Origin of the sequence: Streptomyces sp. UW30, assembly GCF_008042075.1 — a bacterium.
Lineage (GTDB): Bacteria > Actinomycetota > Actinomycetes > Streptomycetales > Streptomycetaceae > Streptomyces.
Window position 1 is genome coordinate 1,612,974 of record NZ_RDBN01000053.1, and the last position, 24,768, is coordinate 1,637,741.

Here is a 24,768-nt window from a genome sequence, read left to right on the forward strand (position 1 = left end):
GTATGACCCCAGCTCTCAGGCGCTATTTGCCCTCTCCGCGCGCCGCAACAACGTCCCCGCGACCAACCCACCCAGCAATACGGCCAAGGACCCGACCAGCAGGCTGCTCTCCAGCCCGGAGGAGAACGCGTCCGTGATCTCCGCCTTCTCCTCATCCGACCCCGCAGCCGCCAACGCCCCCGGCAGGGACGTCGCCGCGACCGGAATCAACGCCGCGAACCGCGAGTTGAGCAACGCCCCCAGCACGGCGACCCCCAACCCGGTGCCGAACTCCGCCACGGTCCCGTTGATCCCCCCGCCGACCCCCGCCTTCTCCGGCGGAATCGCACTCATGATCGCGTGGGACATCGCCGGACTGGCGACCGCGGCACCGGCCCCGATGAGCACCAGCCCCAGCAGCGTCCCGGCGTAACCGCCGGAGGCCATCGTGGCGATGGACGCCAGCCCCGCCGCCATCACCGCCATGCCGAGCCCGATGGCGAGCGGGGTCCCGAGGCGGGCCGCCCACTTCGCCGCCACGCCGGTGAAGTTCAGCGCCACGATCATCAGGGCGAGCGGGGCCGTCCGCAGCCCGGCCTCCAGGGGCTCGTAACCGAGCACGAACTGCATGTGCTGGGTCAGCAGGAAGAGCGAGCCGCCCATGCCGAAGGTGATGAGGACACCGCCCGAGACCGCGCCGGTGAACTGACGGTTCCGGAAGAAGTGCATGTCGATCATGGGGTAAGGGATCCGGCTCTCCCAGTACGCGAAGGCGGCCAGCACGACGATCGCCACGGCCGCCGTCAGCAGGACCCGGCCCGACGTCCAGCCGTGCTCGGGCCCGGAGATGATCGCGTACACCAGGGAGGCCATGCCGATCGTGGAGAGCACGGCGCCCAGCAGGTCGGGGCGGTCGCCCTGGGGGTTCTTCGATTCGGGGACGAGGACCACGACGGCCACCAGGGCCAGCACCGCGACCGGAATGTTGATCAGGAAGATCGCGCCCCACCAGAAGTGGTTCAGCATGAAGCCGCCGAGCAGCGGTCCGGCCGCGAAGCCCAGCGAGTTCACCGCGGCCCAGATACCGATCGCCTTCGGCTGCTCCTCCGGGGTGAAGATCTGGATCGCCACGGCCAGGACGGTGGTCATCAGCAGCGCGCCGCCGACGCCCATACCGGCCCGCGCCGCGATCAACTGGCCCGTGGAGTCGGCGAGGCCGGCCACGAGCGAGCCCGCGCCGAACAGCGCCAGGCCCACGGCCAGCAACTTCTTGCGGCCGTAGCGGTCGGCTGCGCTGCCCGCCGTGAGCAGCAGACCCGACTGCACGAGCGAGTAGGCGTTGATCATCCACTGGATGTCGGAGGTGGCCGCGCCCAGTTCGCGGGTGAGCGAGGGGATGGCCACGTTCAGAACGGTGTTGTCGAGCACCACGGTGAGCACCGCGAGGCAGAGGACACCGAGGATCAGCCAGCGCTGCGGGTGGCCGCCCGGTGCCGCGGGCTGTGGCTGGGCCGGTGGCTGGGCAGGGGCCTGCTCCTGGGGGGACGTCGTCATGCTGTACACCGTAGAACAGTTCCCATACAGCGTACAACGCGAATTTCCTCCGCCCCGGAAAGCCGGAAGCCGGAAAGCCGGAAAGCACGAAGGGCGTACGGCCGAAGCCGTACGCCCTTCGTCTTCGCGGACCGTCAGCTGCCGGTCTGCTGCGTCAGGTCGTAGAACGTCGCCGAACCGACCGTCACCTGCTTGAAGTTGGCCTCGACCCACTCGCTGATCTGCGACGACGTGCCGCTGCTGCTGCCGCCCATGCCGCCGCCGCTGCCACTGGAGATGAAGTAGTGGATCTTTCCGTCCGCCACGTACTCCTTGAACTCGGCCAGCGTCGGGGACGGGTCGGTGCCGTTGAAGCCGCCGATCGCCATCACCGGGTCGCCGGTGGAGAGCTGGTAGCTCGCGGCGTTCTGGGCACCGATGGCCGCGGCGGCCCAGGTGTAGTCGCTCGCGTTCTTCTCCAGCAGTGCCTTGGCCTCGTCSCRGACGCTGGCGCCGTTGAGCAGACCGCCCGCGCCGCCACCGCCCATGCGACCGCCTTCGCCCATCTGACCGCCGCCCTGCTGGTTCTGGGTGTTGCCGTTGCCGTTCTGCTGGCCCTGCTGACCCGGCATGCCGCCACCGGGGAAGCCGTTGCCGTTCTGCTGATTCTGACCGCCCTGCCGGCCCTGGCCCTGCTGGCCCTGACCCTGCTGGTTCTGGCCGGGCATACCGCCCCCGCCGGGGCCGCCACCCATGCCTCCGCCACCGCCGGGGCCGCCACGGCCGCCCGCGACCGCGGGACCCGCGGTGACGATCGAGCCGGAGTGGCCCTCGTTCACCGTGGTGAGGGTGTACGCGGCCGGACCGGCCAGCGCCGCGACGAGGCCCAACCCGACGACGCCCATGGTCAGTTGACGTCCCAGCCTGGACGCGAAGATCAGGCCCAGCGCCGCGGCCAGACCGCCGACCAGCACGACCCACTTCAGCCAGGGCAGGTAGTCGGAGGAGCGGTTGAGCAGTACGTAGCCCCAGGCCGCGGTGGCCGTCATCGCGCCGGCCAGCGTCAGCGACGCCCACGCCTTGTCGCGCTTCTCCCACAACAGCACCGCGCCCATGCCGATCAGCGGGGCGATGTAGGGGGCGAGGGCGACCGTGTAGTACTCGTGGAAGATGCCCTGCATGTAGCTGAAGACCAGCATGGTCGTGACCAGCGCGCCGCCCCAGACGAGGAACGAACCGCGCGTCACCGACGTACGACGCGCCTTGCGTGTGGCCACCAGGCCCGCGACCAGCAGGATCAGCGCGGCCGGGATCAGCCAGGAGATCTGGCCGCCGATGCTGGAGCTGAAGAGGCGGTCCCAGCCGGTCTCGCCCCAGTTGCCACCGCCGTTGCCGCCACCACCGCCGCCGCCGACGCTGCCGGTCTCGTCGCCGTTGAGCCGGCCGAGGCCGTTGTAGCCGAAGGTCAGTTCAAGGAAGGAGTTGTTCTGCGAGCCGCCGATGTAGGGGCGGGAGGAAGCGGGCCACAGTTCGACGATCGCGACCCACCAGCCGCCGGAAACGACGATCGCGACCAGGCCGGCGGCAAGCTGACCGACCCGCTTCTTCACCGACACCGGCGCGCAGACCGCGTACACGATCGCGAGCGGCGGAAGGATCAGGAACGCCTGGAGGGTCTTGGCGAGGAACGCGAAACCGATGGCGACACCGGCCCACACCAGCCACTTGGTACGGCCGTCCTCCATGGCCCGGATGACGAAGTAGCAGGCCACGGCCATCAGCAGGGCCAGCATCGCGTCCGGGTTGTTGAACCGGAACATCAGCGCCGCGACGGGGGTGAGCGCCAGCGCCGCGCCCGAGATCAGGCCCGCCGCGGGGCTGAAGCGGCGGCGTACGGCCGCGTAGACCACGGCGACCGTGCCGACGCCCATGAGGACCTCGGGGAGCAGGATCGCCCAGGAGCTGAGGCCGAAGAGGCGGACGGACAGGGCCATCGGCCACAGGGAGGCCGGGGGCTTGTCGACCGTGATGGCGTTGGCCGCGTCCAGCGAGCCGAAGAAGAAGGCCTTCCAGGAGTCGCTGCCAGCCTGCACGGCCGCCGAGTAGAAGGAGTTGGCGTAGCCGGAGGCGCTGAGGTTGTAGACGTAGAGGAGGAAGGTGGCGAGGAGGAGGCCGAGGAAGGCCGGGCGCGCCCAGCGCGGGTCCTCGGGGCGGCCGCGCCACATCCGCCGCAGGAAGGGCTGCTCGGGTTCGCCGGCGTCGAGGGCCGGGGCGGCGGGCGGGGGTGTCGGGGGAGGGCCCCAGGTGGCGGGGCTTGTGCCTCTGCCGTGGGTCTCGTGGGTCTCGTGGCTGGTCTGCCGGTCGTAGTGGACGGTCATCGGGAGTCCCTCGAGTCGGTGTCGTGCGGGCGCACCGGCTGCAACTGCATGGTGGCGTCCCGCCAGCTGCCGTCCGCGGCTTCACCGGCGCGGAACTGGGTGGTGTCGTACGGGTCATGGGGCGCTCGCTGGGTCACGGGGCGCTGCGGGAGCGGGCCGTAGTGACCGGGCTGGGCCATGGAGCAGGCCGGGGAGGAGGGGTTGGCGACCGGCAGGTGGGAGGCGACCACGGTCGCATCGGTGTCACGCCGGTCCGGGAAGACCCACGCCCGGAAGAGCAGGAAGCGCAGCACGGTCGCCGCGAGGTTGGCGGCGATGAGGACCGCCAGCTCGGTGGAGTGCGCGGGGTCGCTGCTGGCGGCGTTCAGGGCGGCGAGCGAACCGCTGGTCAGGGCGAGGCCGATGCCGAAGACGACCAGGCCCTGCGCCTGGTGCCGTACGGCGCCGCTACGGCCGCGCACGCCGAAGGTGAGGCGCCGGTTGGCCGCCGTGTTGGCGATCGCGGAGACCAGCAGGGCGAGCGCGTTGGCGATCTGCGAGCCGGTGAAGACCCGGAAGCCGCTGTACAGGAGCAGATAGAACAGGGTGGACAGGCCGCCGACGACGCAGAATCCGACGAGCTGGCGGGCCAGGCCCTTGGGTACGTCCTTGATCTCGCGGTCGCGGGGGTCGTCGCCGAAGGGGCGGGCGATCCGGTCCAGCGGCAGCGAGCCGGACGCCAGGGCCTTGCCGACCCGCCACACGCCCTTGAGGTCGTCGGTCGCCGTCTTCACGATGTGGACCGTGGAGTTGGGGTCGTCGACCCAGTCGACCGGCACTTCGTGGATCCGCAGACCGGCCCGCTCCGCGAGCACCAGCATCTCGGTGTCGAAGAACCAGCCGGTGTCCTCGATCAGCGGCAGCAGCACCTGGGCGACATCGCGGCGTATCGCCTTGAAGCCGCACTGGGCGTCGGAGAAGCGGGCCTGGAGCGAGCCGCGCAGGATGAGGTTGTACGAGCGGCTGATGAACTCCCGCTTGGCACCGCGCACCACGCGCGAGCTGCGGCTGAGCCGGGAGCCGATCGCCAGGTCCGAGTGACCGGAGATCAGGGGTGCCACCAGCGGCAGCAGGGCGTTGAGGTCGGTGGACAGGTCCACGTCCATGTAGGCGAGGATCGGCGCGTCCGAGGCGGACCAGACGGTCCGCAGCGCCCGGCCGCGGCCCTTCTGCTCCAGCCGGAAGGCCCTGACCTCCGGGAGCTCCGCCTCCAGCCGCCGCGACACCTGGGGGGTGGTGTCCGTCGACGCGTTGTCCGCGATCGTGATGCGGAACGCGTACGGGAAGGTGCGCTTGAGGTGATCATGCAGTCTCAGCACACACGGCTGGAGGTCCTTCTCCTCGTTGTAGACGGGGATCACTACGTCCAGGACAGGCGTACCGGCGTCTCCGGCCGGGAGGTGCTCCCGCGCCGGCAGGGTGCCGGGAGAAGAGTCGGTTCGCATGACACCGACTTTTGTCAGGCGCCCTGTTCCACCCATGTGGTGACGCTGTGCTGTGCCTGTGAGTGCTGTTGCCAGCTCATTTCAGGGCTCGGCGGCGTCGGCAGCGCGGGCAGATGCACCGTGAAAACGGTCCGCCCGGGCACGCTGTCGACGGTCACGGCACCGCCGTGCGCGGTGGCCACGGCCTGCACGATCGCGAGGCCCAGGCCGGTCGAGCCGGTGGCGCGGGAGCGCGCGGAGTCGCCGCGCGCGAACCGTTCGAAGACGTGCGGGAGCAGATCCGGCGGGATTCCCTGGCCGTTGTCCTCGACGTCCACGCACAGCCACGGGCCCCGCCTTTGAACACGGGCTGTGACCGTCGTACCGGGTGGGGTGTGGTTGCGGGCGTTGCCGAGGAGATTGACGAGCACCTGTTGCAGACGTGCCGCGTCCGCCGAGACGAGCGCGGGTTCGTCGGGCAGGTCGAGGCGCCAGTTGTGGTCCATGCCGGCGGCTCGGGCGTCGCTGATGGTGTCCACGACGAGGGGGATCAGGTCGGTCTGCTCGAACTGAAGGGGCCGCCCCGCGTCGAGACGCGCGAGCAGGAGGAGATCCTCGACGAGCAGGGTCATACGCCCGGCCTCGGACTCGATACGGCCGAGAGCGTGCTTGGTGTCCGGGCCGACGTCTTCCCTCCCGCGTCTGGTCAGCTCGGCGTACCCGCGGATGGAGGCGAGGGGCGTCCTCAGCTCATGACTGGCGTCGGCCACGAACTGCCGTACCCGCATCTCGCTCTGCTGGCGGGAGTGGAGGGCGCCGTGGACGTGGTTCAGCATGCGGTTGAGCGCCGCGCCGACCTGGCCGACCTCGGTGTGCGGGTCGGTCTCGGACTCGGGGACGCGTTCGCTGAGGTTGACCTCGCCGGTGTGGAGGGGGAGTTCGGAGACACGGGTCGCCGTGGCGGCGACGCGGCGGAGGGGGCGGGTGGCTACGCCGACGAGGACCGAGCTGGCGATTCCGGCGGCGATGAGGCCGGCGCCGGTGACGCTGACCTCTACGAGGATGAGGGTGTTGACGGTGCTGGTGAGTTCCTCGGTGGGGATGGCCACGTAGTAGCTGCCGTTGTCGCCGGTCTCGTACAGGACGCGGTACTCGCCGAGGGAGCTGAGGTCGGCGGTGTGCTTCTCGCCGTCCTGGGAGACGCTGTTGAGCGCCTCGGTCTCGGACTCGGTGAGGTCGTTGGCCACCATTCCGAAGCCGTCGGTGCTGTTCTCGTCCTTCTCGCCGACCTTGGCATCGGTGATGGTGCCGTTCTGAACCTTGGCGATGATCGTGCCGGTCGGCTGCGGGCCTCGCGTCACGAAGTCGTCGAGGGTGAAGTTCTTGACGCCCTTGACGACCGAGTCACCGCTGTTCTGGGGGCGGCTGCCGGGAGGCCCGCCGAAGCCGACCGCCCGCCCGACGGATTCCTTCAGCTTGTCGTCCAACTGGTCGTACAGGTGGGACCGCAGCGCCAGCGTCGTCACCGTACCGATCACCGCACACACCACAGCGATCAACACCACGGACGCGACGACGAGCCGCGTSCGCAGGGTACGCGGCTGACCTGCCCGTTTCTTCTGCGCACGCGGCCGTCGTCGCCCGCTCATGACGCCGCGGGCTTGATCAGATAGCCGGCACCACGCCGGGTGTGGATCATCGGCTCGCGCCCGGCGTCGATCTTCCGGCGCAGGTAGGAGATGTACAGCTCGACGACATTGGCCTGCCCGCCGAAGTCGTACGACCACACGCGGTCGAGTATCTGGGCCTTGCTGAGCACGCGCCGCGGGTTGCGCATGAGGAACCGCAGCAGCTCGAACTCGGTGGCGGTGAGGTGGATGCCCTCCCCGGCCCGCGACACCTCGTGGCTGTCCTCGTCGAGGGTGAGGTCCCCGACGACCAGCACGGAGTCGGAGCGGCGGTCGGCGGCACCGGAGCGCCGGATGAGCCCGCGCAGCCGGGCGACGACCTCCTCCAGGCTGAAGGGTTTGGTGACGTAGTCGTCGCCACCGGCGGTGAGCCCGGCGATACGGTCCTCGACGGCATCCTTGGCCGTCAGGAACAGCACCGGCACCTCAGGCAGCTCCCGGCGCAGCCGCCCGAGGACGGTCAGCCCGTCCATGTCCGGCAGCATCATGTCCAGGACGACGGCGTCGGGCCGGAACTCGCGCGCGGTCTGGATGGCACCCGTGCCATCTCCCGCGCTGCGGATCTGCCAGCCCTCATAGCGAAGGGCCATGGACAGCAGTTCGGTGATCGACATCTCGTCGTCCACCACAAGCACTCGGACGGGGCTCCCGTCCGGCCTCAGCAGTTCGGTGCGCCCCTGGGGCGAGGTCGTGGTCATAGCGGACACCTTGTCGGGGTCCTCTTAGAACACGCTTTCCGCAACCTGTGATTTTCCTAAGAAACGCACAGGAGGCTCTCAGGGAGTACCTGGGTTCTCCTCGGCGCCGAAGGGGGACGGCAACCCACTCAGAACAAGCCGTCCTGCACACTCGCCTCCTTGAACTCCCGCACAGGCACCGTCAGTTCATCTCCCCCACCCACAGGAACCAGCTCCCACCCCGTCATCAACCGGCTGTCCAGCACGACCACCCTGCCGCCGACCGTCTCGACATGCAGATCCGGCCCGGCGGCCGCCACCAACCGCCCGCTCACCGCCCCGCCCGCGACCAGCTCGGTCACGTCACCCACAGCCGCCGGCAGATCCGCCAGCCCGAACACCCCGGCGTGATCGACCGGTTGGCACGGCTCGCGGGTGAGGGACTCCGGCCAGGCGTCCAGCGCCACCGCCCGGGCATGCAGGTCCTCGACCTCCGCAGCCCGCTCCGCCGCCGACGCCGGCAACCCCGAGCGCACCGCCCGCTTGTCGGCGTAAGGAATCCGGTCCGGCACCCGCAGGGCCGCCCGCAGCAGTTCCTCCGTGCGCCGGGCCGCCATCAGTGGGCCCGCGCCCAGCCAGCTGAAGCAGACCGCGCCCTGCTCCAGCAGCCGGGCCGAGCCGCGCTCAAGGGCGGTGATGCCGACCTTGGTCATCCCGGGGCCGAACCAGGCCAGATATACGTGGTACGGCCGAGGGTCGTCCGCGATCGTGTCGGCGGCCACCGAGTGCGCCCGGTCCAGCCGCGCGCACTCCTCGCACCGCGCCCCTGTGCTCCGCCCCGGCACGACCGCCCGCACCGCACACGCATGCCCCCGCGCTCCCACGCATGTCCGCACGCCCCCTTCCGCGACCCCGAAGGCCACCCGTTTCCCCCAGGTCAGCGCCGAGCGCCGACCGCCGTCCCACGCCAGCTCAGGGCCGTCCGCCGACCAGCGCAGCCCCTTGCATCTCCATGCCTGTGCCATCGCTCTTCGAGACTAGGGGTTGCCACTGACAACGCCCCTTCAGCGACCGGCCTCAGCAGCCACGGGCTCGGGCTGCCCAGCCACGGCGTCCACCTCGGACGCCACCGCCGACGTACGCCGACCACGCCCCGCCAGCCGGCACCCCCAGCAGTCCGCATGCCCGTCCCGCGCCGRCAGGTCCCGCGCCCCCATCCGCCACTCCCCGCGAGGCCGCACGCCCGGCGGCTTGCCCCACCCGGTCAGATGCAGCGCCCAGGTGACCAGGACACTCGCCGCCAGAATCCCGGACCCGACCACGATCAGCGCGGCCGAAACCATGCATATCCCCGCACCCAGCACGCCGGAACCGACGGTCGCGATCCCCGTTCCGGTCCACCCCGCGACCGTGTGCCCCTCGTCATACTGGCTCACGTGCCCACCTCCTCAGAATCACTCACTCCGTAAGAATTTTAGGCAGTAAATCTCTCACAAGCTAAGGTAACAAGGAAGATGCAAGCCAAGCCGCGCCCCTCCGCCTCTCCGGCCCAGGCCCTGTCGGCGATGGACCACCTCATCGCGACCTCGATGGTCGGACAGCAGGAGATCGCCGCGCAGGTCGGCCTGAACGTCACGGACCTGACCTGCTTCGGCTACGTCCTGGAGGCCGGCGAGAACCTGCTCACGGCCGGCGACCTGGCGGCGCGGGTGAACGTCACCACGGGCGCGGTGACCGGCATCCTCAACCGCCTGGAACGCGCGGGCTTCGTCACCCGTCGTCCCGACCCGACGGACCGCCGCCGTGTGCGGGTGGCCGCGCGCCCGGACGCGGAGGCCCGTATCCGTGAGATCTACGAGCCCTACTACGCCCGTCTGATGGACCTCTTCGCCGACTACTCCCCCGAGGAGATCGCCGTCCTGACCGACTGGTTCACCCGCGCGAACTCGCTGGCGGCGGGCTACCTGGAGGAGCACTGCCGCACCGACTGACGCCCCGGGCACAGGCTCTCAACGGCCGCGGCCGCCCTCCCGCCCGTCGTACTCCACCCGCGCCCGCTCCACCTCGCCCAGATGGACGGACCACTCCGACAGCGCGGCGAACAACGGCGCCAGGCTGCGCCCCAGTTCGCTGATCTCGTACTCGACCCGCGGCGGGACCTCCGCGTGATACGTGCGCACGACCAGCCCGTCGCGCTCCAGTTGCCGCAGCCGCTGCGTCAGCACCTTCGGCGTGATGGTGCCGATACGGCGCTCCAGTTCGACGAAGCGCTGACGGCCGTACTCGTGAAGCGCCCACAGGATCGGGGTGGTCCAGCGGCTGAAGACGATGTCGACGACGGGGGCGATCGGGCAGGCGTTCTCCGGATCGACGCCGCGCTGAGCCCGGCTCCCTGTGGCCTCGGTCACAACTTCCCCTGTCTGCCAATACTTTCCTCTAGGTACCTACTACCCCCACAACAGTAGCGTCGCCGTACGAGATCCGAACTCGGAAACGGAGACCGATGATGATCGTGGTGACCGGAGCAACCGGCAATGTGGGAAGGCCACTTGTGCGGGCCCTCGTCGAGGCGGGGGAGCAGGTGACGGCGGTCTCCCGCCGTATCTCCGCGCAGGACATTCCGGCGGGGACCACCCGCCACCACCAGGCCGACCTGACCGAACCCGCCCGCCTGGAGCCCGCGCTCGACGGGGCCAAGGCGTTGTTCCTGCTGACGTCCGGCGACTTCATGGGCGCCGGCGGCGACCTCGGCGCCGTCCTGGACGTCGTACGGGGATCCGGCGTCCGGCGCGTGGTCCTGCTGTCCTCCCAGGGCGTCGGCACGGGCGACCACCCCTCACTCCTGGAGGACGCCGTCAAGGCATCGGGCCTGGAGTGGACGATGCTGCGGCCGGGTGGCTTCCACTCCAACGCCCTCCAGTGGGCCGACCTGGTCCGCGCACGCCGGGAGGTCGCCGCCCCCTTCGGCGACACGGCCCTGCCGACCGTCGACCCGGCCGACATCGCGGAGGTGGCGGCGGCCGCCCTGCGCGAACCGGGGCATGCCGGCGAGATGTACGAGCTGACCGGCCCCGCGCCCGTCACGCCCCGCCAGCAGACCGCCGCGATCGAGGCCGCTCTGGGTGAGGCGGTGCGGTTCGTCGAACTGACCCGCGCACAGGCCCGCGAGCACATGCTGCGCACCATGCCCGAGCCCGTCGTCGAGAGCACGCTCGACATGCTGGGGGCTCCGCCGGAGGCGCTGCGGCGGGTGAGCCCGGACGTGGAGCGCGTCCTCGGGCGGCCGGCCCGCTCGTTCGCGGACTGGGCGGGACGCAATGCCGGTGCCTTCAAGTAGGCGGCGGCGCCGGTCTGTTGCGGGCACTGGATCCTGAGCCTCCCGCCCGGGCCCGGCGGACATCCACCCCCGCATGGTGGAGCCTGCCCTACCTCCGGTCCGGGAGGTCACTCCCTCGTGCCGACGCCTGAACGGCGGCATCGTTGGCCCCGGTTGATCCCAGCTGAAGCCCCGTTGCAACCGGCGAGGCCCCGTTGAAACCGGCTGAAGCCCGCCTGAGGCCCCGCTGAAGCCGTGCCGGGATGAGCTGTGGCCCGTCGAGGACCCGCCCGCCCGGAAGGAAGCCGCCATGGAGTCGCAGTGCCCGTCGAGGCCGAACCCGACGCCGTCGAGCCCGTCGAGGCCGGGTCCCCTCTCCTCGTTCGCCCGGTTCGTGGTGTGCGGCGGCGGTGTCGGGCTGCTCTCCGGCGCGGCCGTACCGATGCTGGCCGGCGCGATGCCCTGGGCGGTCGCGAACGCCCTGGTCACCATCGCCGGCACGCTCCTGTGCACCGAGTTGCACGCCCTGTTCACCTTCGGCACCGGACGGCGCCCCGGCTGGCGGCGGCATGCGCAGTCGTCGGGGTCGGCCGTCGCCGCCTATCTGGCCACGACCGCCGCGATGCTCGTCCTGCACGCCGTGCAGCCGGCGCCCGGCATGGTCTGGGAGCAGACCGTCTACCTCACCGCCTCCGGGCTGGCCGGCATCGCCCGGTTCCTGGTCCTGCGGGTGTTCGTGTTCGCCGAGCGGACGGAGCGCAAGGGTCCCGTCCGTCGTATGGCCGCGGCCCCACCGGTGGACGGACTGCTCCCCCTCACCCGACGTGGTGAACGGGCTCCGTCCGCCACCCTCAACTCACCCTGTGTTCCTGCCTGTTGACTCTCCATCAACAGCCTCTGCGGCGGCCGTGAGGATCTTGCGAAGCGTGGGTTTGCCCGGGGTCGCAGCGGTAAAGTCCGCGACATGAACGCTCGGCTGGCACTGCTCAGCACGGTGGCCCCCGGTGTCGCGGAAAGCGAGGTCTTCCGGCTGGCCCTGCAGCACGCGGTGGGCGAGCTGGGCGCGCTGGGCGGCATGATCCATCTGCGTGGCCCGATGTCCGCGCTGCGCCTGGTGTCGACGGCCGGGCTCCCGCCCGATCTCACCCGTTCCTGGGAGATCCTCGACCAGGAGGGCCCGCCGGCCCCGGCCCGCGCACTGCGCGAGGGCAACGGCGTCTGGGTCCCGCTGAGCCCGGCCGGCGCGGCCGACTCCCCGGACGCCGCCTGGCCCGGCACCGGCCTCGCCGCGCTGCCGCTGTACAGCGGCAACCGTGGCACCGGCGCCCTCAGCGTCCTGATGGACGACCGGGGCGAACCGGACCACGAGCACTGGGAGTTCCTGCGGGCCGTCGTCGCCTGGACCGAGGACCGTATGGGCCAGGCACCGCCGCCGACCGGCCCGGCACGGCCCGCGCAGCCCGAGCAGAGCGGCGAGCGTCTGCGCCAGGCCCTGAAGGAGGTCAGCGTCGGCTCCTGGGACTGGAACATCCGCACCGGCGACCTGATCTGGGACATGGCCGCCCTGGAGCTGTACGGCACCCGGCCGCAGGAGTACACCGGCAAGGTCGAGGACTGGATGCGCTGCGTCCACCCCGACGACCTGCCGCCGACGCTGGCCGCGGCGGACCGGGCGATCCGCGACGGCAGCGTCTTCGAGGCCGAGTACCGGGTGCGCAAGCTGGACGGCACCTGGGGCTGGACCCAGGCCCGCGCCAGGGCGACGTACGACGACCAGGGCGAGCCCCAGCGGATGATAGGCGTGGGCTGGGACAGCAACGAGCCCCGTTCCGCGCGTGACGCGCTCAGCCGCGCCCTGCACCACATGAGCGACGGCTTCCTCGCGATGGACGACGACTGGCGGATCACCTTCGCCAACCTGGAGGCCGAACGCACCCTGGGCTTCTCCGAGGAGGAGCTGTTCGGCTGTCTGCTGTGGGACCTGCCCGCCGCCGAGCAGGTGCCCGGCCTGGAGATCCGCTGCCGGCAGGCCGCCGCCGCGGAGAAGTCGGTGAGCTTCGACGTACGGCTGCCCAACGGGCGCCTGTGCCATCTGCGGCTGGTGCCGGGCCCCGACGGCCGCACGATCTACTTCACCGACGTCACCGAGAAGCGACGCCTTGAGGAGGAGCGCCGGTCCGCCGACCGGGCGGCCGCCGAACGCGCGGCCCGGATAGGGGAACTGACCGCGGCGCTCGCCAAGGCGACGACCTCGGCCGACGTGGTGGACGCGGTCGGGCGCGGGGTGCTGCCGCCGTTCGACGCGGCCGGTCTGGTGGTGCAGACCGTGGAGGACGACCGGCTGCACACCGTCGGCTCCATCGGCTACCCGGACGACGTCCTCGCCGTGCTCGACGGCCGCGAGCGCACACAGCCCAGCCCGCTGTGGGACGCGATCCTGGCCGGCGCACCCCTGTTCCTGTCCACCCCCCGCGAGTTCGCCGCCCACTACCCCGAGCTGGCCGACCTGCCCGCCCGCGCCGGCAAACAGTCCTGGGCCCTGCTCCCGCTGACGGCCTCCGACCACACCTTCGGCATCTGCGCGATCACCTTCGACCACCCGCGCCTGCTCACCGACGAGGAACGCACCCTGCTGACCGCGACCAGCGCCCTGGTCGCCCAGGCACTGGAGCGCGCCCGCCTCTTCGACGCCGAGCACACCCGCTCCCGCGAGCTCCAGCGCAGCCTGCTCCCCCGCGACCTGCCCGCCGTCCCCGCCTGCACGGCCGCCGCCCGCTATCTGCCGGCCGGCCAGGGCATGGACGTGGGCGGCGACTGGTACGACATCATCCCGCTGTCCGGCGGCCAGGTCGCCCTGGTCGTGGGCGACGTCATGGGCCACGGTCTGCCCGAGGCGGTGACGATGGGTCGCCTGCGCACGGCCGTCCACACCCTGGCCGACCTCGAACTGCCGCCCGACGAGATCATGAGCCACCTCAACGACATCGTCGGCGCCATGGGCGAGGAGTCGTACGTGACGTGTCTGTACGCGTTGTACGACTCCACGACCCGCGTCTGCTCCATAGCGAGGGCGGGCCACCCGCCGCCGGCCCTGCTGCACCCCGACGGCACGGTCGTCTTCCCGCCCCTGGCGGCCGACCCGCCCCTGGGCGCGGCCGAGCCCCCCTTCGAGACGACCGAGGTCGAGGTCCCCGAGGGCAGCGTGCTGGCGCTCTACACCGACGGCCTCGTGGAGTCGTCGAAGCGCGAGATGGACGAGGGCATGGCGGCGCTCGCCGAGGTGCTGCGCACCGCCCACGCCGACGGCACGGCGACGGACCTTGAGCAGCTGTGCGAGCGGGTCACCTCGGCCCTGCTCCCGGCCGGCCACCAGGCGGCCGACGACGCGGCCTTCCTCCTGGCCCGCCTGCACGCCCTGCCCGACTCCCGCATGGCCTCCTGGCCGCTGCCGAAGGACCCGAGGGCGGCGGGCCAGGCCCGCGCCCTGATCCGCAAGCAGCTGGCGGCCTGGGACCTGGAGCCCCTCACCCCGACCACCGAGCTGCTGGCCAGCGAACTCGTCGGCAACGTCATCCGCCACGCCAAGGGCCCGCTGCGCCTACGGCTCCTGCACGACGCCGCCCTGATCTGCGAGGTCTTCGACGGCAGCCTGACGATGCCGCGGATACGCCGGGCGACGGACACGGACGAGGGGGGCCGGGGGCTCCAGCTGATCACCGCGCTGTCGCAGCGCTGGGGGACCCGGTACACACCGACGGGCAAGTGCATCTGGACGGAACAGCCCCTCCAGACGGCACCGGACCCGGTACGGGACTCCCCGCAGGCCCCGGTGCCCGACCCACTGGAGCGCATGTTCCTGGACCTGCCGGGGCTGGGGGAGGACTTCGACGGGGACCTGGACGCGTTGGCGTTCGGCGACCAGGACTGAAACGTGCCGTACGGCTGAATCGGGCCGTACGCGAGAGGACCCTCCCGTCACGGGGGTACCGTGAAAGCGCCACATATGCGACGTATCGCCGCGCAGGTGCGACGTATCGCCGCGTATGGCGCTCCGCGAGACCCCGGGGTGTGATGCCATGGCCCGCCGCCGCACCGATTCGGCCGGTGCCACCAGAGAGCTGCTCCAGGAGCTCGGGGATCTCACCGGCCGGATACTGGACCAGATCAAGCTCCACCAGGCACGCGTCGAGCTCGCCGCCGCGCTGCAGCGGCAGGTCCTGTGCGCCGAGCTGCCCGACGTGCCGTACCTGCGGGCGGCGGGACGGTACACCCCCGCCCGGCTCGGTCTGGACATCGGCGGCGACTGGTACGACGGCTTCCACATGCCGGACGGCTCGGTGGGTTTCGCGATCGGGGACGTCCAGGGCCACGACGTCGAGGCCGCGGCGCACATGGGACAGGTGCGCACCTGCCTGCGCGCCGTCGCCTCGTTCACCACCGAACCTGCCCAGGTGCTGCGGCGCACCAACGACCTGCTCGTCGCGATGGCCTCCGAGCTCTTCGTGACCTGCACGTTCCTGCGTTTCGACCCGGTCACCAGGGAGCTGTGCGACGCCCGCGCCGGGCACGTCCCGGCGGTCTGGGCCACGACCGACGGCCGCTGCGAGATCGTCCTGAACGACGGCGGCCTGCCGCTGGGCATCCACGCCGGCGAGCACTACCCGTCGTCCCGCCGGCGACTGTCCGACACGGGCGCGTTCGTGCTGCTCACCGKCGGCGTGGTGGAGGGCCCCGGCTATCCGATCGACGACGGCCTGAAGCGGGTGGCCGACCTGGTCGGCCATGGCTGCGGCACCGACCCCGACGATCTGGCCGCTCAGGTGATCAAGGTCGCGGACCTCACGGGCCACAGCGACGACGCCGCGGTCCTCGTCCTGCGCTACGGCGACACCGGCGACACCGGCGACATCGGCGAAGGGTGAGCGGGATGTACGGCCTGGTCGCCCCCGAGGCGTCACGCGGAACCCGGAGCCAAGGGCTGCGGCTGCGCGACTACGCCACCCACGCACTGCGCCTTGTCGTCGTCGCGGCCGCCTACTACGGCAGCGCCAAACTGGGTCTGGAGCAGCAGCTGGTACGAGGCCAGGTCACGCCCTTCTGGCCGCCCACCGGCATCGCCCTGGTCGCCCTGCTGCTCTGGGGCCTGCGCATGTGGCCGGGAATCGCGCTCGGGGCGTTCCTGGTGAACGTGACGCTCGGACCGTCGATCCTGCCGGTGCTGGCCATCGCGGCGAGCAACACGATCGCCCCGGTCTGCGCCTGCCTCCTCCTGCTGCGCGTGGGATTCCGCCCCACCCTGGACCGGCTCCAGGACGCCCTGGCCCTGATCTTCCTCGGCGCCCTGGGAGGCATGCTGATCAGCGCGACGCTCGGCACGGGGGTACTGGTGGCCTCCGACGCGCTGACGGCCGACGACTTCTGGCCGACCTGGTCGGTGTGGTGGACGGGCGACGCGATGGGCATCCTCGTCATCGCACCCCTCCTCCTTGCCGCGCGCACCGTGCGCCGACCACACGGCGTCCCCCTTCTGCGCTGGGTCGAGGCGGCGGCCCTGCTGGCCGGCACGACCGTGGCCTCCATCGTGGCCACCCGCAGCCCGCTCTACCTGCTCTTCCTCGTCGTCCCCTTCCTGATCTGGGCGGCCTTCCGCTTCCAACTCCCCGGCGCCGCGCCCTGCGCACTGATCACCTCGGTCGTCGCGATCTCCGCCGGCGCGGCGGGCGCGGGCCCGTTCTCCGGCCAGGACCTCCTCGCCAAGATGGTCATCCTCCAGGCCTTCAACGGCACCGTGGCCCTGACGTCCCTCCTGCTGTCCGCCACCATCGCCGAACGCAACCAAACGGTCCGAGCCCTGAGAGAAGCCTGCGAACGCCTCACGGAGGCCTTGTCCCAACTGGCCCCCGACCACCACCCGGCCCTACGGATGGAGGACCACAAACACCGGAAGTAGCCCCCACCAACTGGCCCGGCCCGACGATCGGTTACACCCCACGACCGAACGACCCGCAACAAACCCGAACTTCACCCGAAAACGCAAGAGACCCCGGATCTCTCCGGGGCCTCCAACCAGTGTGCACTCGGCAGGATTCGAACCTGCAACCTTCTGATCCGTAGTCAGATGCTCTATCCGTTAAGCTACGAGTGCTTGTTCTGTTTTCCCGCCGGTCCCGGCCCTTCTGGCCCGCTCGCGGCGACAGGAAGAACATTACATGACTGCCGCCGCCATGTGAAATCCATTAGGTCTACCCCTTGTGACCTGCGAAAACACCCTCTGAGGCGCTCGGCGGACAGGCGGTGGACCGGCCGTCCGGTCGGCATGAACAGCGAAGCCCCGGTCCKMGGACCGGGGCTTCGTGATCGAGCGCGGAGGCGGAGGGATTTGAACCCTCGATGGGCTTTAAGGCCCAAACCGCATTAGCAGTGCGGCGCCATAGACCGGACTAGGCGACGCCTCCCGCACAGCCGCTCGCGCGAGCGCGAGTGGTGCGTGCAGATGATGACACAGTCGAGCGTGGTGTCACCAATCGACTCCCACGGTACTAGGCGGAGAGGTCGCAGGGCAAAGCCCTTCCCGCTGTGCGCAACGTCCGGCGTCGTACGGCGTTAGTCAGGTCATGTTGCAGGTCAACCGTTCCGCCCGGGCCGGACGTCTTCGCCGGGTGCTCCTCACCGCCACCGGCACCCTCGCCGCCGTCGGCCTCACCTCCGTCGCTCCCGCCACCGCCTCCCCCCAGACCGCACCCGCCCTCGCCGTCCCGTCCCTCCAGGGCCAGGACCGCTCCGGCGACCGCCTCACCGTCACCGTCGGCCAGGCCGGCGGCGACGCCGACGGGACCTATGAGCTGACCTGCCATCCGGCCGGCGGCAACCATCCCCACGCCGCCGACGCCTGTGCCGTACTCGACCGCGGTACCCGGTGGGGCAAGGACACCTTCGCCCCGGTGGCGGAGGGCACCCTCTGCACCATGCAGTACGGCGGGTCGGCCACCGCGCATGTCACCGGGACCTGGGCCGGGCGCCCCGTCGACGCCCGCTACGACCGCGGTGACGGGTGCGAGATCGCCCGCTGGGACCGGCTCGTGCCGCTCCTTCCCGACCTGCGGGCGGAAGGACAGCGGGCGTAGAACGGTCCGCGTGTACGTCCCGTGTGTACGTCCCGGGCTGATGTGCGGTCCGCCGTCGGCACCTCCCGTCGCCCGTCGTACAGGCTTTCCATACCGGACGCACCGGATCCGCAAAAGTCCCGCGAAGGTCTCGCGAAGTCGGCATGGACATCGGGCGGACACGGGAAGGGCGACGGCACAGGCGGTCATACGTTCTGGGTCACTTCGTCGTGCGACCTCCCTCTCATCCGGCGTCGCGAGCGCAACCCCAACCCTTAGACTCCCTCGCGTGACACGCTGCGGGCCGGTTGGCAAGATGGCCCGAGCGGTCCGGAAGGTGCGGTAACAGGGAGGAAGCGTCTCGTGAGCAGCAGGCCATCCCGAGGCGCTGCTCGCCTCGCAGCCATACTCGACGCGCTGCCCGACGCGTTGGTGCTGGTCAACGCCAATGGGACCGTCGTCAACGCCAACACCATCGCCCTGGAGGCCTTCGAGGCGCCGGGGACCGCTCTGGTGGGGCGCGGGCTGCTCGATCTGCTGCCCCAGTTCGACTCCAAGCTGATCCCGGGGTCCATGCGGCGGCCCGATCACATGGACCCGCAGGGCCGGACCAAGCCGACCCGGATGATGGCCCGGCGCACCGACGGCAGCGAGTTCCCGGTCGAGGTCACGTCCGCGAATCTGGAGAACGGCCAGCAGGCCTACGACGGGTACGGCTACGGCAGTGACGAGCTGCTCATGCTCGTCGTACGTGATCTGACCGGCACCGTCGACACCGAGGCCGAGCTGGCGCGTTCGCAGCGGCAGACCGAGATGATCCTGCGGGCCGCGTCGGAAGGTGTCGTCGGCACCGACACCGACGGGCGGATCGTCCTCGTCAACCCGGCCGCCGCCCAGATACTGGGTTACCGGGCCAGCGACCTCGGTGGACGCGAGCTGCACACGCTCGTCCTGCACTCCCGTTCCGACGGGTCGCCCTTCCCGTACGAGGAGTCCGCGCTCGCCGACACCCTGCGCTCGGGGCGCAAGCACCGGGTGCGTGGGCAGGTCCTGTGGTCCAAGGGCGGGGACGAGGTGTCCGTCGACCTGACGACCGCGCCCGTGCGCGACGGCGACCAGCTCGTCGGCGCCGTGATGACCTTCACCGACCGCCGGGCCTACGACGCGCTCGCCGACGAGAAGACGGCGGATGAGAAGCGGCACGCCGAGGAGCTGGAGCGGCTCGCCGAGGAGCACGCCTCCGAGCTGACCGCCCTGCGGCAGAAGCACGTCACCGAGGTCGAGGAGCTCCAGGAACAGCACGACGAGGAACTCGGCGCGGGCGAGGAGCGCTACGCCGCGCTCGGCGAGCGCGAGAAGGACCGGTACGAGGCGCTGTCCGGGCGGCACGATCAGCTGCTGACGCTGCTCGCGGGTTCGCTGCGCGGTCCGCTGGACGAGCTGCGCCGTGAGCTGGCCGCGCTCGCCGCCGACGACGCGGGGCAGTTGTGGCCCGAGGCCAACCAGGTCCTGCACCACCTGTCCGCCGGTTACTCGCGGATCACGACGCTGATCGACAACGTCCTCGGCTACCAGCAGCTGGACTCCGGCAGCGAACAGGTCTCCCGTACGAAGGTGATGCTCGACGCCGTCGTCGCCGCGGGTGTCGACGGGGCCGTCGAACTGATCGGCCCGGGGCGGGTGCAGTTCGCCGTGCACGCGCCGCCCATCGAGGCCGAGGTCGACCCGCAGCGCCTCGCCACCGCGCTCGCGCATCTCGTCGCGGATGTCGCCGGGGTCGACGCGACCGGCAACTCGCCCGTGTCGGCGGGCGGTTACCTGGACAACACCGTCGTCGTGGCGGCGGCGCAGCGCGGTGAGGTCGTACGGATCGAGGTGCGCGGGCCGTATCCCGGGGGAGACCCGGTGCACGAGCCGATCGTGCGCGGGATCGTGCGGGCTCACGGTGGGGTGCTGCAGACGCACGAGGTGCCCGGGATGAGCGGCAGTGCGTTCGTCCTCGAAGTGCCCATCGGAGGTGGGGCGGGGGCTGTGTCCGCCGCCCCCGTCGATGCCGCCGACGGCGGCTCGGCCGAGGCCGGTGACGGGACGAACGGGGCCAATGGGACCGCGGGCGCCGGGCAGGGTGGCGGTGGCGGGCGGCGGCGGGCCCGGCGCTCGTCCGTCGACGCGTTCCTGGAGAGCGACACGCCCGATGCCGAGGCCGAGGGCGGTTCCGCCGATGCCGAGGCCACCGTGCCCACCGGCCGGCGGCGCAGGCGCGCGGCCGCGCAGGAGCTTCCCTCGGGCACGGGCGACGCCGGCTCCGAGGTCTCCGGCGGTACCGGACGGCGTCGCGGACGGCCTGCCGAGGACGGCGGCGACGATGTCTCCGAGGGTGCCGTCGTCACGGCCGCCGAGCATGCGGCGGGAACCGCCGCCATCGGGAACGGCCTGGGCGGGACCGTGCCGCCGCAGGGCGTGCCCGCGCCCGGTGGACGACGCGCCCGGCGGGACGGAGGCGAGCAGCACGCGCTGCCGCCCGCCCTGCCCGCCCCGGCCGGCGACTCCGCTCCGGCGGCCTCCGGGTCCGATACGGCAGCCTCGGGCGATGCCTCCCAGCCGGGCGGGCGGCGTCGGCGCGCCCTGGCCGCGGCTGCCGAGCGGGCCGGCGCGCAGGCCCAGGCGCAGGAGGCAGCGCCTCGTACGGTGTTCGCGCTGCCGCCGGCCGAGGCGGACCGGGCTCCCGCGGTGGCGGCGAAGAAGCCGGGCGGGGCCGAGCCGGCTTCGGTGCCTGCTCCGGGTCCGGCTGCCGCCGCACCGGCCGGTGCCGCGATGGCGCCGGCTTCGCCCGCGGCTCCGGCTCCGGTTCCGGCTCCGGCTCCGGTTCCGGCTCCGGCTCCGGCTCCGGCTCCGGGAGGCGTACGCGGCGACGAGGGTCGGCACGATGCCGTCCCGCATGATCAGGCCGAGGACCACACCCCGCCGCAGCCGCATCCCACCAGCGCGCCGACCGGACGTCGCCGACGGGCCGTGACCCCGCCGGCGGAAGCGGTCGGGTCGGCTGCGCAGGAGGTTCCGGCGCAGGGTACGGCGGTGCAGAGTGCGGCCGCACAGGGCGTTCCGGGGCAGGTGACTCCGGGGCAGCAGGCGCAGGCCCAGCCGGTGCCCGGTCGGCCCCTCCCCGTCGAGGCGACCCCCGGTCAGGGCGTCCCCGCGCAGGGCACCCCGGCGAGGGGCGTTCCGGCCCCGCAGCCGTGGCCCGCTGCCGACGACACCCCTGGCGCAGGGACGGCCGTACCGTCGAACGGCGCCGGCACCCCCGTACCGCCGAATCCGAACGCCCCCCAGCCGGCGCAGCCCGCACCGTCGGGTGGGCCGCGGCAGGGCCAGGGCACTCCGGCTGCGGGGACTGCGCTGCCTCCCGAAGCCGTGGCGAGCGGGGTCGGGCAGCAGCGGGCAGCGCAGCCGCTTCCGGCCGAAGCCGCTGCTCCCGCCGGCCCGGGTGCTCCCGTGGATCCGAACTCGACGCAGGGTCGCGCGATCAGTGTGCGGACGCTGGGGCAGGGCGTGCCGTTCACCCGGCAGGCCGCCCAGGTGCAGCAGCCCGCGCCGCCGTCGGCCACGCCTCCGCCGCATCAGACCAACGGTGGACGGCGCCGCAAGCTCGGTACGCCGCCCGACCCGGCCGCACGGGCCGGTGCCTCGGTGGAGCAGGCGGCGCGGCCGCACCCGTCGGCCGAGCAGCCGGTGTCCTCCCCCGCTCAGGGACAGCCGTCCTCTCAGGGACAGCCGTCGCAGGCCGGACAGTCGCGGCTCGCGCCTGCTGTCGAGGCGGCCGGACGGTCGTACGCCATAGGCGCCCCGGACGAGAACGCCGCCGAGGGGCCCGAACCGCTGGACGGGCCGGGCGGTGCCATCGAGGTCGCCGACACTCCGCGTCCGCAGCCGATGGACGACGAGCTGCCCCCGGAGCCGCTCGACAACCCGCGGCGGCTGCTGGTGTGGCCGGCGCCCGATGTGACGACCCAGCAGGCGCTGAGCGACCGCGGCTACCGGCCGGTGATCGTGCACTCGCGCGAGGAGGTCGACGCGCAGATCGCGGCGTTCCCCGCCGCGCTGTTCGTCGACCCGCTGACCGGGCCGATCACGCGGACCGCGCTGCAGTCGCTGCGGCAGGCCGCCGTCGCGGCCGAGGTGCCGGTGATGGTGACCGCGGGCCTCGGACAGGCCTCGCGCGAGGCCGCGTACGGCGCAGATCCCGCCGTACTGCTGAAGGCGCTGGCCCCTCGGGACAGCGAGCAGCACCCGCCGCGGGTGCTGCTGATCGAGGAGCACGCGGAGATCGCGCTGGCGCTGACCGCGACCCTGGAGCGGCGTGGGATGCAGGTGGCGCGTGCCGCGAGTGACGGCGACGCGGTGATGCTGGCGGGTGACTTCCGGCCGAACCTGGTCGTGATGGACCTGATGCAGGTGCACCGGCGCCGGGCCGGGATCGTGGACTGGCTGCGCGCGAACGGCCAGCTCAACCGCACCCCGCTCGTCGTCTACACGGCCGCCGTCGACCAGGCCGACCTGCCGCGGCTGGCGTCCGGCGAGACGGTGCTGTTCCTTGCGGAGCGCTCGACGAGCGGCGAGGTGCAGCACCGGATCGTGGACCTGCTGTCGCGAATCGGGACCAATTAACCAATTACCCAACTGACCGACTGACCGACTGACCGGCTGACCGGCTGACCGGCTGACCGGCTGACCGACGGTCCGGCAGCGCACGTGAAACAGCCCGGCGCCCCTTTTCAGGGACGCCGGGCTTTTCGATGTGCGGCTACCGTCGGCGCCGCGTCAGAGCCGGGTGACGTCCAGGCCGCCCTCGGCGTACTGCCTGCGCAGCACCTTCTTGTCGAACTTGCCGACGCTCGTCTTCGGCACCGCCGCGATGACCGTCCACCGCTCCGGCAGCTGCCACTTGGCGATCTTGCCCTCCTCGGCGAGGAAGGCGCGCAGGGCCTCGAAGTCGGTGCTGGCGCCCTCCTTGAGAACGACCGTGGCCAGCGGGCGCTCGCCCCACTTGTCGTCGGGGACGGCGACCACGGCGGCCTCGGCGACGTCCGGGTGGGACATCAGGGCGTTCTCCAGGTCGACCGAGGAGATCCACTCGCCGCCGGACTTGATGACGTCCTTGGCGCGGTCGGTGAGGGTGAGGAAGCCGTCGGCGGAGATGGTGCCGACGTCGCCGGTCTTCAGCCAGCCGTCCTCGCTGAACTTGTCGGCGGGGCGCAGGGGTTCGCTGTCGGGGCCGTTGTAGTAGGCGCCGGCGATCCAGGGGCCGCGCACCTCCAGCTCGCCCGCCGACTCGCCGTCCCACGGGATGCGCTCGCCGCCGGGGCCGGTGAGCCGGGCCTCGACGCTCGCCGGGAAGCGGCCCTGGGTGAGCCGGTAGGCGAACTCCTCCTCGGTGCCGACCGCGTGGGCCGGCGGGCGGGCGACCGTGCCGAGCGGGGAGGTCTCCGTCATGCCCCAGGCGTGGCAGACCCGCATGCCCAGCTTGTCGAACGCCGCCATGAGCGAGGGCGGGCAGGCCGAGCCGCCGATGGTGACCTGGCCGAGGGTGGAGACGTCCCGGGGGTTCGCGGTGAGCTCGGCGAGCAGGCCCTGCCAGATGGTGGGCACGGCGGCCGCGTGCGTCGGCTTCTCGCGCTCGATCATCTCGGCGAGGGGGGCCGGCTGGAGGAAGCGGTCCGGCATCAGCATGTTGACGCCGGTCATGAAGGTGGCGTGCGGCAGGCCCCAGGCGTTGACGTGGAACTGAGGGACCACGACGAGCGAGGTGTCCTGGTCGGTCAGACCCATCGACTGGGTCATGTTGACCTGCATGGAGTGCAGGTAGATCGAACGGTGGGAGTAGACCACACCCTTCGGGTCGCCCGTGGTGCCGGAGGTGTAGCACATGGCGGCGGCCTGCCGCTCGTCCAGCTCCGGCCAGTCGTACGTGGTCGGCTTGCCGGCGAGCAGGTCCTCGTACTCGTGCACCTGAACCGCGGCGTCGGCGAGCGCGGAACGGTCACCCGGCCCCGACACGACCACGTGCTTCACGGTCTTGAGGTGCGGGAGCAGCGGGGCGAGCAGGGGGAGGAGCGAACCGTTGGCGATGACGACGCGGTCGGCGGCGTGGTTGACGATCCACGCCAGCTGCTCGGCGGGGAGGCGGAGGTTCAGGGTGTGCAGGATCGCGCCCATGGAGGGGATCGCGAAGTACGCCTCGACGTGCTCGGCGTTGTTCCACATCAGGGTCGCGACCCGTTCGTCGCCGGCCACGCCCAGGTCCTCACTCAGGGCATGCGCCAGCTGGCCCGCGCGGGCGCCGACCTCGGCGAAGGAACGGCGGTGCGGCTCGGCCTCGCCGGTCCAGCTGGTGACCTGCGATGTGCCGTGGATCGTCGACCCATGGGTCAGGATCCTTGAGATCAGCAGCGGTACGTCCTGCATGGTGCTCAGCACGGCGTCCTCCCGGGGGCGACATTGCCTACGCGGTAGTAAGGGTTGCGGAGATTCTGCGCGCATACCGAGCGGTATGTCACTAGGGTCGGCCGATCGATCATGTCACGTTGCGTTCACAGAGCTCTGCCGCTACGGGTTGGGGCCGGGACCCCTCGCC

At 71.7% G+C, this 24,768-nt stretch carries 17 protein-coding genes and 2 tRNA genes; 8 read left to right on the top strand and 11 right to left on the bottom strand.

Going from position 1 to position 24,768, the window contains the following annotated elements:
- Positions 1-15: 15 nt before the first annotated feature.
- The 7 genes from EAO75_RS41840 to EAO75_RS41870 form a co-directional block, all read right to left on the bottom strand.
- Positions 16-1,533: an MFS transporter gene (locus EAO75_RS41840; protein ID WP_148000238.1), complete on the bottom strand. Its 1,518-nt coding sequence runs from the start codon at positions 1,531-1,533 to the stop codon at positions 16-18.
- A gap of 134 nt (positions 1,534-1,667) precedes the next feature.
- Positions 1,668-3,890, bottom strand: coding sequence for an ArnT family glycosyltransferase (locus EAO75_RS41845; protein ID WP_148000239.1), 2,223 nt, complete (start codon positions 3,888-3,890; stop codon positions 1,668-1,670).
- On the bottom strand, positions 3,887-5,374 hold the full coding sequence (locus tag EAO75_RS41850; protein ID WP_148000240.1) for a bifunctional glycosyltransferase family 2/GtrA family protein: 1,488 nt from the start codon (positions 5,372-5,374) through the stop codon (positions 3,887-3,889). Before EAO75_RS41850 ends, EAO75_RS41845 begins: the two co-directional genes overlap by 4 nt.
- A 14-nt stretch (positions 5,375-5,388) precedes the next feature.
- Positions 5,389-7,002, bottom strand: coding sequence for a sensor histidine kinase (locus EAO75_RS41855; RefSeq protein ID WP_148000241.1), 1,614 nt, complete (start codon positions 7,000-7,002; stop codon positions 5,389-5,391).
- Positions 6,999-7,739 carry a response regulator transcription factor gene (locus tag EAO75_RS41860; RefSeq protein WP_148000242.1) on the bottom strand — a complete coding sequence of 247 codons (741 nt, stop codon included), beginning with the start codon at positions 7,737-7,739 and terminating at the stop codon, positions 6,999-7,001. Before EAO75_RS41860 ends, EAO75_RS41855 begins: the two co-directional genes overlap by 4 nt.
- A 128-nt stretch (positions 7,740-7,867) precedes the next feature.
- Positions 7,868-8,743, bottom strand: coding sequence for a DUF2797 domain-containing protein (locus EAO75_RS41865; protein WP_148000243.1), 876 nt, complete (start codon positions 8,741-8,743; stop codon positions 7,868-7,870).
- 39 nt (positions 8,744-8,782) lie between these two features.
- Positions 8,783-9,154 carry an HGxxPAAW family protein gene (locus EAO75_RS41870; RefSeq protein ID WP_148000244.1) on the bottom strand — a complete coding sequence of 124 codons (372 nt, stop codon included), beginning with the start codon at positions 9,152-9,154 and terminating at the stop codon, positions 8,783-8,785.
- A 78-nt stretch (positions 9,155-9,232) separates the two neighbouring features.
- On the opposite strand from EAO75_RS41870, the gene EAO75_RS41875 reads away from it, so the two are divergent.
- Positions 9,233-9,709: a MarR family winged helix-turn-helix transcriptional regulator gene (locus tag EAO75_RS41875; protein WP_148000245.1), complete on the top strand. Its 477-nt coding sequence runs from the start codon at positions 9,233-9,235 to the stop codon at positions 9,707-9,709.
- 18 nt (positions 9,710-9,727) lie between these two features.
- On the opposite strand, the gene EAO75_RS41880 is transcribed toward EAO75_RS41875, so the two are convergent.
- A complete protein-coding gene (locus EAO75_RS41880) occupies positions 9,728-10,126 on the bottom strand; it encodes a winged helix-turn-helix transcriptional regulator (protein WP_148000246.1) in 399 nt (132 codons plus the stop codon).
- Between the two features lie 98 nt (positions 10,127-10,224).
- Here EAO75_RS41880 and EAO75_RS41885 point away from each other — a divergent pair, with 98 nt between their 5' ends.
- The 5 genes from EAO75_RS41885 to EAO75_RS41905 all read left to right on the top strand — a co-directional run bounded on the left by EAO75_RS41885 (position 10,225) and on the right by EAO75_RS41905 (position 16,984).
- Complete coding sequence (locus EAO75_RS41885) at positions 10,225-11,055, top strand: NAD(P)H-binding protein (RefSeq protein WP_148000599.1); 831 nt, start codon at positions 10,225-10,227, stop codon at positions 11,053-11,055.
- A gap of 289 nt (positions 11,056-11,344) precedes the next feature.
- Positions 11,345-11,914 (top strand): GtrA family protein, encoded by a 570-nt coding sequence (locus EAO75_RS41890; RefSeq protein WP_261989633.1) that lies wholly within the window; start codon positions 11,345-11,347, stop codon positions 11,912-11,914.
- Between the two features lie 84 nt (positions 11,915-11,998).
- Positions 11,999-14,962, top strand: coding sequence for a SpoIIE family protein phosphatase (locus EAO75_RS41895; protein WP_148000247.1), 2,964 nt, complete (start codon positions 11,999-12,001; stop codon positions 14,960-14,962).
- A 148-nt stretch (positions 14,963-15,110) separates the two neighbouring features.
- Complete coding sequence (locus EAO75_RS41900; protein ID WP_148000248.1) at positions 15,111-15,956, top strand: PP2C family protein-serine/threonine phosphatase; 846 nt, start codon at positions 15,111-15,113, stop codon at positions 15,954-15,956.
- A 5-nt stretch (positions 15,957-15,961) separates the two neighbouring features.
- Entirely contained in the window at positions 15,962-16,984 is a 1,023-nt protein-coding gene (locus EAO75_RS41905) for an MASE1 domain-containing protein (RefSeq protein WP_148000249.1), read from the top strand.
- A 122-nt stretch (positions 16,985-17,106) separates the two neighbouring features.
- Here EAO75_RS41905 and EAO75_RS41910 read toward each other — a convergent pair.
- Positions 17,107-17,179, bottom strand: a tRNA-Arg gene (locus tag EAO75_RS41910).
- A gap of 219 nt (positions 17,180-17,398) precedes the next feature.
- Positions 17,399-17,489: transfer RNA gene (locus EAO75_RS41915), tRNA-Ser, on the bottom strand.
- 159 nt (positions 17,490-17,648) lie between these two features.
- Here EAO75_RS41915 and EAO75_RS41920 point away from each other — a divergent pair.
- Complete coding sequence (locus tag EAO75_RS41920; RefSeq protein WP_148000250.1) at positions 17,649-18,158, top strand: SSI family serine proteinase inhibitor; 510 nt, start codon at positions 17,649-17,651, stop codon at positions 18,156-18,158.
- A 342-nt stretch (positions 18,159-18,500) separates the two neighbouring features.
- The gene (locus EAO75_RS41925; RefSeq protein ID WP_148000251.1) at positions 18,501-22,802 is read left to right on the top strand and encodes a PAS domain-containing protein; all 4,302 of its coding nucleotides are present in this window, start codon (positions 18,501-18,503) and stop codon (positions 22,800-22,802) included.
- Between the two features lie 153 nt (positions 22,803-22,955).
- Here the strand turns inward: EAO75_RS41925 and EAO75_RS41930 are convergent, their stop codons facing one another.
- On the bottom strand, positions 22,956-24,611 hold the full coding sequence (locus EAO75_RS41930; RefSeq protein ID WP_187284788.1) for a long-chain fatty acid--CoA ligase: 1,656 nt from the start codon (positions 24,609-24,611) through the stop codon (positions 22,956-22,958).
- Between the last annotated feature and the right edge of the window lie 157 nt (positions 24,612-24,768).

Coding starts and splice junctions, on each gene's coding strand:
- EAO75_RS41840 (WP_148000238.1), bottom strand. CDS start 1,533: ATGACGACGTCCCCCCAGGAGCAGGCCCCTGCCCAGCCACCGGCCCAG.
- EAO75_RS41850 (WP_148000240.1), bottom strand. CDS start 5,374: ATGCGAACCGACTCTTCTCCCGGCACCCTGCCGGCGCGGGAGCACCTC.
- EAO75_RS41860 (WP_148000242.1), bottom strand. CDS start 7,739: ATGACCACGACCTCGCCCCAGGGGCGCACCGAACTGCTGAGGCCGGAC.
- EAO75_RS41865 (WP_148000243.1), bottom strand. CDS start 8,743: ATGGCACAGGCATGGAGATGCAAGGGGCTGCGCTGGTCGGCGGACGGC.
- EAO75_RS41875 (WP_148000245.1), top strand. CDS start 9,233: ATGCAAGCCAAGCCGCGCCCCTCCGCCTCTCCGGCCCAGGCCCTGTCG.
- EAO75_RS41885 (WP_148000599.1), top strand. CDS start 10,225: ATGATCGTGGTGACCGGAGCAACCGGCAATGTGGGAAGGCCACTTGTG.
- EAO75_RS41890 (WP_261989633.1), top strand. CDS start 11,345: ATGGAGTCGCAGTGCCCGTCGAGGCCGAACCCGACGCCGTCGAGCCCG.
- EAO75_RS41895 (WP_148000247.1), top strand. CDS start 11,999: ATGAACGCTCGGCTGGCACTGCTCAGCACGGTGGCCCCCGGTGTCGCG.
- EAO75_RS41905 (WP_148000249.1), top strand. CDS start 15,962: ATGTACGGCCTGGTCGCCCCCGAGGCGTCACGCGGAACCCGGAGCCAA.
- EAO75_RS41920 (WP_148000250.1), top strand. CDS start 17,649: ATGTTGCAGGTCAACCGTTCCGCCCGGGCCGGACGTCTTCGCCGGGTG.